The 14557-nt window shown below is 36.8% G+C and carries 15 protein-coding genes; 10 read left to right on the forward strand and 5 right to left on the reverse strand.

Annotated elements, in window-relative coordinates:
- Position 1 precedes the first annotated feature (1 nt).
- From KI430_RS14655 to KI430_RS14700, 10 genes are all read left to right on the forward strand, one after another.
- Positions 2–601, forward strand: a complete 600-nt coding sequence (locus tag KI430_RS14655) for a TetR/AcrR family transcriptional regulator (RefSeq protein ID WP_248875686.1) — start codon at positions 2–4, stop codon at positions 599–601.
- A 107-nt stretch (positions 602–708) separates the two neighbouring features.
- Positions 709–1791: a 1,2-phenylacetyl-CoA epoxidase subunit PaaE gene (gene paaE, locus KI430_RS14660; RefSeq protein WP_248875687.1), complete on the forward strand. Its 1083-nt coding sequence runs from the start codon at positions 709–711 to the stop codon at positions 1789–1791.
- A gap of 199 nt (positions 1792–1990) precedes the next feature.
- Positions 1991–2950: a 1,2-phenylacetyl-CoA epoxidase subunit PaaA gene (gene paaA / locus KI430_RS14665; RefSeq protein ID WP_248875688.1), complete on the forward strand. Its 960-nt coding sequence runs from the start codon at positions 1991–1993 to the stop codon at positions 2948–2950.
- A 144-nt stretch (positions 2951–3094) separates the two neighbouring features.
- A complete protein-coding gene (paaB, locus tag KI430_RS14670) occupies positions 3095–3382 on the forward strand; it encodes a 1,2-phenylacetyl-CoA epoxidase subunit PaaB (RefSeq protein WP_248875689.1) in 288 nt (95 codons plus the stop codon).
- Positions 3383–3466: 84 nt separating this feature from the next.
- Positions 3467–4222, forward strand: a complete 756-nt coding sequence (gene paaC, locus KI430_RS14675) for a 1,2-phenylacetyl-CoA epoxidase subunit PaaC (RefSeq protein WP_317231433.1) — start codon at positions 3467–3469, stop codon at positions 4220–4222.
- Positions 4223–4295: 73 nt separating this feature from the next.
- Positions 4296–4781, forward strand: coding sequence for a 1,2-phenylacetyl-CoA epoxidase subunit PaaD (gene paaD, locus KI430_RS14680; RefSeq protein ID WP_248875691.1), 486 nt, complete (start codon positions 4296–4298; stop codon positions 4779–4781).
- Between the two features lie 51 nt (positions 4782–4832).
- Positions 4833–5990: a 3-hydroxyacyl-CoA dehydrogenase NAD-binding domain-containing protein gene (locus KI430_RS14685; RefSeq protein ID WP_248875692.1), complete on the forward strand. Its 1158-nt coding sequence runs from the start codon at positions 4833–4835 to the stop codon at positions 5988–5990.
- Positions 5991–6107: 117 nt separating this feature from the next.
- A complete protein-coding gene (gene pcaF, locus KI430_RS14690; RefSeq protein WP_248875693.1) occupies positions 6108–7313 on the forward strand; it encodes a 3-oxoadipyl-CoA thiolase in 1206 nt (401 codons plus the stop codon).
- A gap of 113 nt (positions 7314–7426) precedes the next feature.
- Complete coding sequence (gene paaZ / locus KI430_RS14695) at positions 7427–9472, forward strand: phenylacetic acid degradation bifunctional protein PaaZ (RefSeq protein WP_248875694.1); 2046 nt, start codon at positions 7427–7429, stop codon at positions 9470–9472.
- Between the two features lie 82 nt (positions 9473–9554).
- A complete protein-coding gene (locus KI430_RS14700) occupies positions 9555–10310 on the forward strand; it encodes an enoyl-CoA hydratase/isomerase family protein (protein ID WP_248875695.1) in 756 nt (251 codons plus the stop codon).
- 41 nt (positions 10311–10351) lie between these two features.
- Here KI430_RS14700 and KI430_RS14705 read toward each other — a convergent pair whose 3' ends face one another.
- The 5 genes from KI430_RS14705 to KI430_RS14725 all read right to left on the reverse strand — a co-directional run bounded on the left by KI430_RS14705 (position 10352) and on the right by KI430_RS14725 (position 14525).
- Positions 10352–11854 (reverse strand): T9SS type A sorting domain-containing protein, encoded by a 1503-nt coding sequence (locus KI430_RS14705; protein ID WP_248875696.1) that lies wholly within the window; start codon positions 11852–11854, stop codon positions 10352–10354.
- A 134-nt stretch (positions 11855–11988) separates the two neighbouring features.
- Positions 11989–12522 (reverse strand): phage tail protein, encoded by a 534-nt coding sequence (locus KI430_RS14710; protein WP_248875697.1) that lies wholly within the window; start codon positions 12520–12522, stop codon positions 11989–11991.
- A gap of 186 nt (positions 12523–12708) precedes the next feature.
- The gene (locus tag KI430_RS14715) at positions 12709–13056 is read right to left on the reverse strand and encodes a hypothetical protein (protein WP_248875698.1); all 348 of its coding nucleotides are present in this window, start codon (positions 13054–13056) and stop codon (positions 12709–12711) included.
- 95 nt (positions 13057–13151) lie between these two features.
- Positions 13152–13832 (reverse strand): response regulator transcription factor, encoded by a 681-nt coding sequence (locus KI430_RS14720; RefSeq protein ID WP_248875699.1) that lies wholly within the window; start codon positions 13830–13832, stop codon positions 13152–13154.
- 6 nt (positions 13833–13838) lie between these two features.
- Positions 13839–14525 (reverse strand): sensor histidine kinase, encoded by a 687-nt coding sequence (locus KI430_RS14725; RefSeq protein WP_248875700.1) that lies wholly within the window; start codon positions 14523–14525, stop codon positions 13839–13841.
- Positions 14526–14557 lie beyond the last annotated feature (32 nt).

A 14557-nucleotide genomic window follows, 5' to 3' on the forward strand; every position in this document is an offset into this window, starting at 1 on the left:
AATGATGGAAGAAAATGTTCTTATACCGAAAATTAAAATCAATAAAAAAGAATTGATTTTGTCAGAAGCCGCCAAGCTTTTCAAAGAAAAAGGTTTCGGCGGAACAAGTATGCGCGACTTGGCAGAAAAAGTCGGAATGGAAGCCGCAAGTATGTACAATCACATCAAATCCAAAGATGAAATTCTGGAATTGATTTGTTTCAAAATTGCCAATCAATATATTTCCCAATTGCAGGAAATCGAAAATACGAATCAAAGTTTTCAGGAAAAACTGAGAGCAATTATTGGACTTCACGTTCAGTTGATTATAGAAGATTCGGCTTCGGTTTCTGTAGCGAATAACGACTGGAAATATCTTTCGGAAGAGAAGAAAAATCAATATAAGCAAATCAGAAAATCCTACGAAAAAAGCTTTGCCAATATCATAGAACAGGGAATGGAAAGCGGAGAATTCAAAAAAATGAATGTTTCCGTCGCATTGTTCACAATGCTATCTTCCTTAAGGTGGATAGAATTATGGTACAAACCAAGCCGCGACATCACACCTCAGGAATTGGAAGAAGATTTGAAAACTTTATTAATGAACGGCTTAAATAATTAGAATATAGATTGAATCTTTATTAAGTTTTACGCCTTTGTGAACCTTAAAATATTTTCAATAATTTCAAAAAAATCTTTGTGCACTTTGTGTTCAAATAAAAAATAAAAATGTCAACAACATTTCATCCATTACGAGTAAAGAAAGTCAAGAAAGAAACACCAGATTGTGTTTCCGTGAGTTTTGATGTTCCTGCAGAATTATCGGAACAATTCAAATTCACGCAAGGACAATATTTGACATTCCGGCAAATGAATGGCGAGCAAGAATTGCGTCGTTCTTATTCTATTTGTGCAAGTCCATATGAAGGCGAATTAAAAGTCGCTGTGAAAAAAGTTCCCGAAGGTTTGTTCTCTTCTTTTATGAATGAGAATCTGAAAGAAGGCGATGTTTTGGAAGTGATGCCGCCAATGGGGAAATTCTACACGGAACTCAACCCTGAAAATAAAAAAACTTATGTTGCTTTTGCTGCAGGAAGCGGAATAACGCCGATTATTTCAATTATCAAATCAGTTTTGAAAAACGAGCCTCAAAGCCAATTCATCCTGATTTATGGAAACAAGAATAAAGGAACAATTATTTTCAAAGAAGAAATAGAAGCTTTGAAAAACCGTTTTATGGAACGATTGAGCATTTATCACATTCTCAGCCGAGAAGTGGCAGATGCTGACTTGTTGAGCGGAAGAATCAATTCTGAAAAAGCAGAATCTTTTATTAAGAATATCATTCCGGCAGAAAAAATCGATGAAGTTTTCCTTTGCGGACCTGAAGAAATGATTCTGAGCGTGAGAGATACATTAATCCAATCAGGAGTTGAAGCTAAGAAAATTCATTTCGAATTATTCTTCAGTGCGGCTTCGGCGGAAAAGAAAAAAGAACACGAGCTGGCAGTTAATAAATCCGATGATGACTTTAGTAAAGTCACAGTAAAATTAGACGCGACCGCGTTAAAATTGGATTTAGCTTATCACGGACCAACGATTCTGGATGCGGCTTTACAAAACGGCGCCGATTTGCCTTACGCCTGCAAAGGCGGTGTTTGTGCCACTTGCAAATGTAAATTAGAGAAAGGCGAAGTAGAAATGGACATCAATTATTCTCTCGAACCTGATGAGATTGAAGCAGGATTTATCTTGTCTTGTCAGGCACATCCGCGTTCGGAAGAAGTAGTGGTGAATTTTGATATTAAATAGATAATAATTATGGCAGCTTAATCCGTCCTCCGTTCCCGCTATTTTTTGCCAAGCTTTTCCAGCCGCAAAAAATGAGCTCCACTCAGGCCGGGCTGCGGATTCGGTATAAAAAAGAGAGGTCGTAATCAAGAAATAAATTTTTAAAATTAAAATCTTTGCGCTCTTTGCGTTTAAATAAATTCCATTAAACAAAAACATTATGGAAACAACAGAAATCAATTTAGAAGAACATTTTCAGAATAAAATAGATAACGAAATCCGTATCGAACCCAAAGACTGGATGCCAGACGCGTACAGAAAAACCTTAATTCGTCAGATTTCTCAGCACGCCCATTCCGAGATTGTCGGGATGCTGCCGGAAGCCAATTGGATTACTCGCGCACCAACTTTGAACCGAAAGAAAATCCTTCTGGCAAAAGTTCAGGACGAGGCCGGACACGGACTTTATCTCTATTGTGCTGCCGAAACTTTAGGCGTTACAAGAGATGAAACCATCAATGATTTGCATTCAGGAAAAGCCAAATATTCAAGCATTTTCAATTATCCAACTTTGACTTGGGCAGATATGGGTGCCATCGGCTGGCTGGTAGATGGTGCTGCAATTCTGAATCAGGTTCCGCTTTGCCGAGCGTCTTACGGACCTTACGCCAGAGCGATGGTTAGGATTTGTAAAGAAGAAAGTTTCCATCAGAGACAAGGTTACGAGCTGATGATGAAGTTGGCTCAAGGTTCGCCGGAGCAGAAAGCAATGGCTCAAGATGCATTCAATCGTTGGTGGTGGCCAACTTTGATGATGTTCGGACCCAAGGATGCCGACTCTGGAAACACAGAGCTCTCGATGAAATGGAGAATCAAACGTTTCACTAATGACGAGCTGAGACAGCGTTTCGTAGATGTTTCCGTTCCACAGGCTGAATATCTGGGCTTGACAATTCCAGACCCAGATTTGAAATTCAATGAAGAAACCGGACATTACGAATTCGGAGAAATCGATTGGGACGAGTTTTGGAAAGTGGTCAAAGGAAACGGACTTTGCAACAAAGAAAGAATCAAAACCCGTAAAAAAGCCTTCGATGATGGTGCTTGGGTAAGAGAAGCAGCAACCGCTTATCACGAGAAAAGAAAATTAAGAGAAGAACGAAACAGAAAAACAGTATAAATTATTTCTCGCTGATTTTGCAAATTTGACAGATTATGTATTTTAAATTAGCAAAATTTGTGTAATCTGCGAGAGATAACTAATAATATACAAAAAGATTAAGGTCTATTATCTCTAATCTTTTTGTCTCTAATCTGAAATATTATGCAAAATACAGAATGGCCGCTTTGGGAGGTTTTTATCAGAAGCAGACAGGGTTTGGACCACAAGCACGTCGGTAGTCTTCATGCTGCTGATGCAGAAATGGCAATCCAAAATGCACGTGACGTTTATACGAGAAGGATGGAGGGTATCAGCATTTGGGTTGTAGAATCCAAGCACATCCACGCTACTAATCCCGATGATTCCGAAGCCTTTTACGAACCTTCGGAAGACAAGGTCTACCGTCATCCGACCTTTTACCACGTTCCGGAAGAAGTGAAGAATATGTAAAAAAATTCCCCTCCCTTGGAGGGGCAGAATTTCAAATATTTTGAAATTCGGGGTGGTTTATAACGCCAATTACAAATGAAACCAATGAACAATAATTATCTCAATTATATATTACAGCTCGCCGACACCAGCCTGATACTCGGTCAGCGCCTCTGCGAATGGTGCGGAAAAGGACCAGTTTTGGAGCAGGATATTGCAATGTCGAATATTGCTTTGGATTTGTTGGGAGAATCTTCTAACTATTATCAGTATGCAGCCGAAATTCAGAATGAAGGAAAATCAGAAGACGATTTGGCTTTCCTTAGAAACGAACGAGAATTCAAAAATCTGCTTTTAGTTGAAAGGGATAATGGACATTTTGGAGATACGATTGCAAGACAATTTTTTTTCGATGCCTATCATCATCTTCTATTGACGGAACTGAAACATCATTCCGATTTGAAACTCGCTTCCATTGCTGAAAAGTCTTTGAAAGAAGTGACTTATCATTTAAAATGGAGCAGTGAATGGATGATTCGTTTAGGAGATGGGACAGAAGAAAGTCATAACAGAATTCAAAAATCAGTTGAAAGTATCATTGACTTTACAGACGAAATGTTCATTCCAACCAATTGGGAATCAGAATTAATTGAACAAAATATAATTCCGGATATCAGAACGTTCCGAACTCAATGGGAAACCAAAGTTCTTGAAATCCTAAACGAAGCAACTTTATCAGTTGATTTTTCAAAATCAAGACAATTAACTGGTGGGAAAGATGGAAAACATACCGAGAAAATGGGTTACATCTTAGCAGAAATGCAAATGATGCAGCGCACTTATCCTAATATGGAGTGGTAGAGCAGTAAGGCAAAGGCGCACGAGTTGTGAATAAAGAATATTAATTTTTGTGCCTTCGCGATAAAAATAAAAAATGATAGTCACAGAAGAACATATCTGGCAAATCTTAGAAGAAGTTCCTGACCCGGAAGTTCCTGTTCTCAATCTCCTAGATTTGGGAATCATTCGTGATGTGAATCTCAATGAAGATGAAATCGAAATTGTCGTTACACCAACTTATTCCGGTTGTCCGGCAACCTCGATGATTAATATTGCGATTAAAATGAAGCTGATTGAAAAAGGTTTCAATAACATTAAAATCACCAATCGGCTAAGCCCGGCCTGGACCACCGATTGGATGACAGAAGAAGGAAAACAAAAACTAAAAGCTTACGGCATTGCACCACCTGTTTACTCAAAAAATAATGACGAATTATTTTCAAAAACAGATGAGGTCGAGTGTCCGCTTTGTGGCTCTAAACATACCCATTTAGTCAGTCAATTTGGTTCCACAGCCTGCAAAGCATTATATCAATGTGATGATTGCAGAGAGCCTTTTGATTATTTTAAATGTCATTAACCAAACAAAAAAGTCATTGTACTTTTTACATAAAACATTTTACAAAAAGGAATGAAAATAGGAATAGTTGGTAGCGGAGCTATGGGGAGCGGAATTGCACAGGTTTTGGCAACAGCCGGAAATCAGGTTTTGTTGTATGACAGCAATCCAATAGCCGTAGAAATAGCGGGGCAAAATCTTGACGTTCAGTTTCAGAAATTAGCAGAAAAAGGAAAATTGACTTATGAAGAGGCGGAAACATATTTCGATAATATCCGATTGAGCGATAAGTTATCTGAACTGAAAGACTCAGAGTTAATAATCGAAGCGATTATAGAAGATTTGGAAATCAAGAAAGATTTGTTCCAAAAGTTGGAAAGTCTTGTTTTCGAAGATTGCATTCTGGCAACCAACACTTCATCTTTATCTATAGCATCCATTGCGTCGGCTTGTCAAAAACCAAGTCGTGTGATTGGAATCCACTTTTTCAATCCTGCGCCTCTGATGGCTTTGGTAGAAATTATTCCCGCAGTTCAAACGGATAAAGATTTAATTTCAAAAACTAAAAGCTTAGTAGAAGGCTGGAAAAAACTTCCGGTAATTGCGAAAGATACGCCCGGATTCATCGTCAATCGTGTGGCAAGATTATTTTACGGCGAAGCAATCCGAATTTTAGAAGAAGGCATTGCCGACTGTGCAACGATTGATTTTGCAATGGCCAGTTTGGGTGGATTCAAAATGGGACCATTTCAATTGATGGATTTTATTGGTCACGATGTGAATTACCGAGTGACGGAAAGTGTCTTCAAAGAATTTTTCTTTGATCCGAGATTCAAACCGTCATTCACTCAAAAACGATTATTCGAAGCGGGATTTTTCGGGAAAAAGACGGGAAGAGGTTTTTATGATTACTCTGAAAATTCTGAACAACCAAAACCAAATGACAATCCGGAATTATTAGAATCGATTTTCAAAAGAATCTTAGTAATGCTGATGAACGAAGCTGCAGATGCTTATTTCTTAAATATTGCTTCCGCAGAAGACATCGATTTGGCAATGACAAAAGGTGTCAATTATCCAAAAGGATTATTGCATTGGGCGGATGAATATGGATTAGAAAATCTTGAAAAAGAATTAGATAATCTTTATGATTATTACCACGAAGACCGCTACAGATGCAGTCCAATCATTAGAGATTTAGTAAAACAAAATAGAAAATTCTATAATTAAATATCATAGACGCTTCGACTCCGCTCAGCGTGACAACGCTCTAAAACAATGTCAGTCTGAGCGGAGTCGAAGACTATAACTAATCATTTATAGATTATCATTTATCAATCATAAAAAATGAATAACGTATATATAATAGACGGTGTCCGAACACCAATCGGAAAACTGAAAGGAAGTTTATCTTCCGTTCGTCCCGATGATATGGCGGCTTTTGTCATCAAAAAATTATTGGAAAGAAATCCAAACATTGACCAAAGCAGAATTTATGATGTTGTGTTAGGCTGTGCCAACCAAGCTGGCGAAGATAACAGAAACATCGCAAGAATGTCGGCTTTATTGTCTGGTTTGGATTATCACGTTCCTGGTGAAACGGTCAACAGGCTTTGTGCTTCCGGTTTATCTGCTGCAATTAATGCGGCGAGAGCAATTCAGGTTGGCGACGCCGGTTTGATGATTTCGGGTGGTGTTGAAAATATGACACGTGGACCATTAGTGATTTCCAAATCTGAAAGTCCTTTTGGTGGCGATGCAAAAATTTATGATACGACTTTCGGCTGGCGTTTCATCAATCCGAAAATGAAAGAAATGTACGGCGTTGATGCAATGGGCGAAACGGCTGAAAACCTGGCTGAACGTGACCAAATTTCCAGAGAAGACCAGGATTTGTTTGCTTTTAATTCTCAACAAAAAGCAAAATTTGCTCAGGAAAACGGAAGATTGTCTCAAGAAATTGTTGGCGTTAATATTCCTCAAAGAAAAGGCGACGATTTGATTTTCGATAAAGACGAATTTCCGAAAAATGATACCACTTTGGAAGGCTTATCAAAATTAAGAACGGCTTTTAAAAAAGATGGAACAGTCACTGCGGGAAACGCTTCCGGATTAAATGACGGTGCAGCGGTAAACTTATTAGCATCAGACAACGCCATTAAAGAATTTGAATTGATACCAAAAGCAAGAATCGTTTCAAGTGCTGTTGTTGGTGTTGAGCCAAAGTTTATGGGAATTGGCCCGGTAAAAGCAGCAGAATTGGCATTGCAAAAAGCAGGATTAACCTTTGATGATATCGATGTTATTGAACTGAATGAAGCATTTGCTGCACAAAGTTTAGCGTGCATCAGAGCTTGGAATTTAGATGATAACGACCCGAGAATAAACCCGAACGGCGGCGCCATTGCGCTTGGGCATCCGCTGGGAATGAGTGGCGCAAGAATCCTGAATTCTGCAATGTATGAATTACAAAATCAAAATAAAAAATATGCGCTGGCAACAATGTGTGTTGGTTTGGGACAAGGTTTTGCGGTGATTATTGAGAAAGTTTAGTGAACTGTAAAATGTATTGATGTAAAAAGTATTCACGATTTGCATCAATATTTGAAGTAGTTACAATAAGTCATAAATACCTTTTACATTATACATAAATACAAAAAGAAATAATGCAACTAGAAAATTACGCGCTCGGAAAATGGATAAAAGGAGAAGGAGAAGGGCAGGCTTTATATAATTCTATCAATGGAGAATTGGTGGCAACAGCAACTTCCAAAGGTTTGGATTTTGGTGAAATGATGGATTATGCCAGAAAAATCGGCGGTCCAGCACTTAGAAAACTGACGTTTCAGGAAAGAGGGCTGATGTTGAAGAAACTCGCTTTTCATTTGATAGAAAAGAAAGATATTTTCTACAAAGTCAGTTGGGCAACGGGCGCAACCAAAGCAGATTCCTGGGTAGATATCGAAGGCGGGATTGGAAACCTATTCTCGAATGCATCGCTGAGAAGGCAATTTCCGGACTTACCTTATTATATTGATGGCGATTCAGTGAAACTTTCGAAGGAAGGAACTTTTATCGGTCATCATATTTGTACACCGAAACACGGTGTTGCGATTCATATTAATGCCTTTAATTTTCCGGTTTGGGGAATGCTGGAGAAAATTGCAGTCAATCTTTTGGCTGGCGTTCCGGCAATCGTAAAACCTGCGACAGCAACAAGTTTTCTCACCGAAGTCGTCGTAAAAGAAATTATCGCTTCACAAATTTTACCGGAAGGAAGTCTTCAATTGATTTGCGGCTCAGCCAACGGAATATTGGATAATGTGACAATGGAAGATGTTGTGACGTTTACAGGTTCTGCTTCTACTGGAAAAATGCTGAAAGCGCATCCAAAAATTATTGAAGAATCGGTTCCTTTTAATTTGGAAGCAGACTCTTTGAACGCAATGGTTTTAGGAGAGGATGCAAAACCGGGAACTGCTGAATTCGATTTGTTCATCAAAGAAGCAACCCGCGAAATGACCACCAAAGCCGGACAAAAATGTACGGCAGTCAGACGATTATTAGTTCCTGCAGATTTGGTTGAAGATGTTCAGATTGCGCTTGGACAAAGGCTTTCAACGGTTGTCATCGGAGATCCGAATGTGGAAGGTGTGAGAATGGGTGCTTTGGCGAATAAAGATCAGGTAAAAGAAGTTTCCGAAAAAGTTCAGGAATTAGCCAAAACTCAGGAAATCGTTTTTGGAAATCTCGATAATTTTGAGGTGAAAGGCGCGGACAAAAACAAAGGCGCATTCATTTCTCCGATTTTATTCCTTAATTCTGACCCATTTAAATATACAGATTGTCATAACATCGAAGCTTTCGGACCTGTGAGTACAATTATTCCATATAATAATCTCGACGAAGCGATTGAGTTGGCAAGAATGGGAAAAGGTTCGCTTTGTTGTTCAGTTGTGACGGCTGATGACGATTTTGCAAGAGATTTTGTTATCGGAGCTGCATCGATGCACGGACGAATTCTGATTCTCAATTCCGATTGTGCGAAAGAAAGTACAGGTCACGGTTCGCCTTTGCCAATGCTGATTCACGGAGGTCCGGGAAGAGCCGGCGGTGGCGAGGAAATGGGCGGAAAGCGAGGTGTTCTTCATTATATGCAACGTACGGCGATTCAGGGCTCTCCAACGACTTTGACGCACATTACTCAGCAATATCAATACGGTGGAAAACAATGGGAAGATAATATTCATCCTTTCAGAAAACATTTTGAAGAACTGAAAATCGGCGAAACTTATATCACTGCGAAACACACGGTTACAGAATCTGATATTACGAATTTTGCTAATGTTTCCGGTGATAATTTCTATGCGCATATGGATACAACGTCTTTGGAAGGAACGATATTCGAAGGCAGGGTTGCTCACGGCTATTTCATTTTGAGCAAAGCCGCGGGATTATTTGTTGACCCAAGAAAAGGTCCTGTTCTACTGAATTATGGTTTGGACGAATGTCGTTTTGTAAAGCCTGTTTATCCAGGAATGACGATTGGTGTGAAATTTACCTGCAAAGAAAAAATTAATCAGGAAAAACGTGACGAAGAAGATATCGCCAAAGGAATCGTGCGATGGCTAGTCGATGTTTATGATGAGACTGGAGAGACTGTCGCAATTGCTACGATTTTGACAATGGTAAAAAAACTGAATCAAGAATAAACTTAAGAAACAAAGAGAAAAGAATAAAGATAAAGGATTACAATTCGAAATTTTTATTCTTTCAATTATTTAATATTAATAAATGGAAGCATACGTAACATCAACCATACAAAACGGAATAGGAACTATTGAGTTTTTTCATCCGCAAAGCAACTCGATGCCGAGTTCTCAACTTAAAAATCTGGTAGAAGAAATTAATGACCTCAGTAAAAATGATGAGGTCAAAGTTATTATTCTGAAAAGTGGAGGCGAAAAAGCATTCTGTGCAGGTGCATCTTTCGATGAATTGATCTCCATCAAAGATTTTGAAACTGGGAAAACATTCTTTTCTGGCTTTGCCAATGTCATTAATGCGATGCGAAAATCCTCAAAACTAATTATTGCAAGAATCCACGGAAAAGCCGTTGGTGGAGGAGTGGGAATTGCGTGTGCGGCAGATTATACCTTTGCAACAGAAAATGCTTCTGTAAAACTAAGTGAATTGGCTGTTGGAATTGGACCTTTCGTGATTGGACCAGTTGTGGAAAAGAAAATTGGTACTTCATCTTTTGCACAATTAGCAATCAATGCAACCGAATTTTATTCTGCGGAATGGGCACAAGAAAAAAGTATGTATCAGGATGTTTATGAAACGCCAGAGGAAATGGATGCGGAAATTCAAATTCTGGCTGAGAAATTAGCAAACTCAAATCCGGAAGCAATGTCTCAACTGAAAGAAATCTTCTGGGAAGGAACTGAACATTGGGACGATTTATTAGCAGAACGAGCTGGAATCAGCGGTAATTTGGTTCTGTCGGATTTTACTGTGAATGCGATTAATAGTTTTAAGAATAAATAATTTTCAACAAAAAAAGCCTTTCAAATCTGAAAGGCTTTTTTTTATTCTTTAATAATTTTCTGGGTAATATTATCTTTATCAGTCTTGATTTTCACTAGATAGTTTCCTTTTGGCAAATTAGAAAGATCGACTTCTGTTGATTTTGAAGTTTTCAAAAGTTGTCCTGTCTGAGAATAGATTTCAATAGTTTCTATTTTATCGTTGGTATTGATAATGAATTTATCTTTTACAGGATTTGGGTAGATTTGAATTGTTGATTTTTTAATATCATTTACTGACAGGCTACAGTTCGTGTTAAAATTCGTCCAGCTGTCTTTATTTAACCAATAGGTATTGGAATAATTAATATCATCAACTTGAATACATTTTAGCTCAGGATTGTTAAGGGTACTAAATGCTCTGTAACTGTATTCATAAGCTGGAAAAATAAGAGAATTATGATTATTCTTAAGGTTCAGACTTGTTAAATTATTTTTTTCTAAATCAATATTAGTCAATTTTACATTTTTTGAGAGATCTAGATTTTTCATTTGATTCTCAGAACACCAGAGTACTTTAAGATTTAAATTTTTAGACAAATCAAGGTTGACGAATTTATTGTTGTCACAGTGTAGCTGTTCTAAATTTAAATTGTTTGACAAGTCAAATGTTGAGAATTGATTTCCCGAAATATATAAATCTCTTAGAAAACTATGGTTTGACGTATCCAAAGTAGTTAAGTAGTTATATCTACAGTCTATTGTTTCTAATTTGGTGTTCTTTGAGAGATCAAGTGCTTCCAAATTATTAAATGTACTTGAAAAATATTTTAGCTGAATATTTTTAGAAATGTCAAAATTAGTCACGAGACTGTTGGAGCAAGAAAGACTTGTTAGACCAAGATTATTTTGAAGATTCAAATTAGAAATGGGATTTGCTGAGCAGTTCAGATCATTTAACATTAAATTGTTTGATACATCTATATTATGAATCTGATTACTACTGAAGTGAAGAAAGTATAAAAAGGTGTTCTTAGTGACATCCAGCTCAGAAAGCATATTGACAGAAGCGTCTAAAAAGTTTAAATTGATGTTTTTCGATATATCTAAAGTTGTTAATTTATTGACTGCACAGTTTACATAGTTTAGCGGCATATTTTTTGACAAGTCTAGATTTTCTAACTCGTTACCTACGCATATTAATTGCTTTAATAATTGATTTTTTGAAATATCCAGAGCGGTCAATTGATTAAACGTACACTCCATAGTATTAAGCATTAAATTTTTTGATAAATCCAGTTGCGTGAGTTTATTAGATGAACAGTTGAGTGCTGTCAGTTCTGTGAAGTGTTCAATTCCTTTTAAGTCAGAGATATTTTTGCCTTGACAATCAATCTTACCAATAAAGCTATTAGCCTCAGAAACCTGGATCTCATCATCACCATTGGTATTGATTTCTGGGTTTTCAACCAGGTAAGCTTTGAAATTGACATCAGGAATATTGATGGCTTGTGCAGAAATAGTAAATGATATTATTACAGCAAATAATGTAAAGATGGTCTTCATAAGTTGGTTATTATTCTTTATTGCGCAAAAATAGTATATTAAATTAAAAACCACTCTTCAAATTTGAAAAGTGGTCTTAACTTACTAACTTAGAATGTTTATTAGTCTCTCACGATTATTAGTTTTTGTTTATTTTAGGGGCGAGATGGATAGATTCCTTCAACGCAAATAATATAATTCAACGCAACAGATGGCGGTGTAATATCGATTGGTGTATTAGTGGAACTCAAAGTGACAGATTGAGGATTCATTGTCACAAGATTTGGAGTAGCAGCATTAGAAAATCCTAGAGATGGGATAAAATCTCTTCCGCTAACAGATCCTGGGATGGATAAAAAACTATCGGAAGCAGGAACTGATGCTGTTGAATCTGTATTACTAACTCTTAGGTTTAGACTAAGGTTAGGCAAATTCTGCGTCCCAATGGTAACTGTTTTATTACCTCCGATAACGCCTATTCCCGTTGTATTATTTGTACCTATTGGAAATTTTTGTCTCAGATCAGGAAGTGCAAACGTTGTCTGACCATTACCACCATAGTTTGTACCTAAAATTGAAAATAATGCTGTATACTGCTGTATGTTTAATATCTGACCATCACAAAGCAAATAGCCTCTAGGTGCAAAATTACCTGCAAATAACTTGATGATTCCAATGTACTCTTCCATAATAAATTGTTTTTATAATTAATATTTTGTTTTTTGATATTCCAAAGTAACAATAGGTAGGAGAAAAGAGATAGAGTAGAAAATACTAAAATCTAAATTCAGTATTTCTACGAACATTATTTTTCAACCAAAAAAAAGCCCCATCAAAAATTTTGATGAGACTAAAAAAGTATGGATTGGTTGGTTTTAAATTTTTTCCAAAAACGTTGGATTGTACGAGTCAAGCATTGCTGATTTTTCAATGGTTGAATTTCTCACTCTCAATACTTTAAAAACATTTTCTTTGATCTGTACAACTTCAAACAAACTATGGGTTGTTCCGATAGAAATATAAGGCTGGGCAGCAAAAAGTCCTCTTGGTGTTCTTACGGTTGCAGAAACCTCAATAATTGGACAAATGCCACGTTTTTCTGCTTTCCAATCGTTGTGTGGTTTCACAAAGAAATAATGATTGGAGCAAAAAACAGTCATATAAGACACCTCGCCTGAGATGATATAATCCGTAGAATTTATTATTTCCAAAGGAGATGACATAAGATGAAAGTTGATTGATTTGTGTTAACGTTTTCTTATGTCAAAGAAAGCACAAAAGTGGAAATTGGAATAGCGTATAAATACTGAATTTTAAATTAAAGTTTAATAGGAACTGAATAGATGTCGTTGACAACCGCATAAATAACAATTCCAACAGTATTTTTCGCTCCAATTTTATCAAGAATTCTTTGGCGGTGACTTTCTACAGTTCTGGGACTTAGGAAAAGAGTGTCTGCAATTTGTTGGTTGGTTTTTTCCTGACAAATTAGTTTCACCACATCTATTTCACGAGCGGTTAATGTTTCTTCGTTATCGAAAAGCGACTTTTTGCGCGCAGGGGAATTAAGATAAGTGCCTAACATCTGATGATCTTCTTTTGTGAAGTACATCCCATTCTTGTTAACAGCTTCTATAGCCTCTATAAAAACCGTTTTACTGGAATTCTTTGGAAGAAAAGCTGAAACACCTAATTTTATCATGTAGCCCAAAACACTGCTTTTATAATGGGAAGAAAGAATAATGATTTTAAGATTGGGATAATTTTTTTTCAGAATTTCTACCAACTCAAAACCATCCATTGGTTTCATCTGAACATCTACCATCGCAATGTCCGGAAAACTATCTTCTTCAAGTGTTTCCAAATGGGCTAATATTTCTGCGCCACTTGTTGCCATAAAATCCACGGAAAGATTCTCTTTAGTAGAAAGCAGCATTTTCACACCTTCCAGAATCAGCTGTTCATCATCAACAAGAACTATTTTGATTTTTTCACTCATCTTAGATTAATTAGGAATATTAATAATTAAACGGCTTCCTTTTCCAATTGTGTTTTTCCATTTGTAGAAACCTTTCACAGAAGTTATCCTGGACTCTATGTTTTTAAGTCCCATTCCCTTGCTGGCTTTGCTATAATCAAAACTTTGTCCGTTATCAGACAAAATCATCGTCAGATATTTTTCATGATTTCTGATATAAACAATCACTTCATCAGCATTAGAATGTTTGATAACATTGGTTGTAAATTCCTGAATGACTCTGTAAATCTGAACTTCTGAGAAATTATCTTTCTTTTCATACTTGTAATCAATATTCAATATTAGATTAATGTTATGAGACAGATTGGTTACCAATTCCTGTAAATACAAAACCAGTCCCAATTTTTCCAAATTCACAGGATAAAGTGAGTGAGAAATATTTCTTGTTGAATCTATCAGTTCAGTAATCTGTGAGGTAATCACTTTTTTGGAAGCTTCTTGGTTTTCCGGTTCCAGGTTATTGAGCCAAAGAGAAAGGATATTCAAACGATTTCCAATATCATCGTGGACAGAAACTGCTATTCTTTTTCTTTCATCCTCTTGTCCTTTGATATTTTCTAATGTCAGTTCTTTTTGATGTTCCATCTCTGCTTCAAATTGCAGATCTTTTTCCTGAATAATTCTTTGGATAAAGCTTTTGTAAGCTAATAGCATAAAAGATATGATGATTATCAAAACGAGAATCA

Origin of the sequence: Epilithonimonas zeae, assembly GCF_023278365.1 — a bacterium.
GTDB classification, from domain to species: domain Bacteria; phylum Bacteroidota; class Bacteroidia; order Flavobacteriales; family Weeksellaceae; genus Epilithonimonas; species Epilithonimonas zeae_A.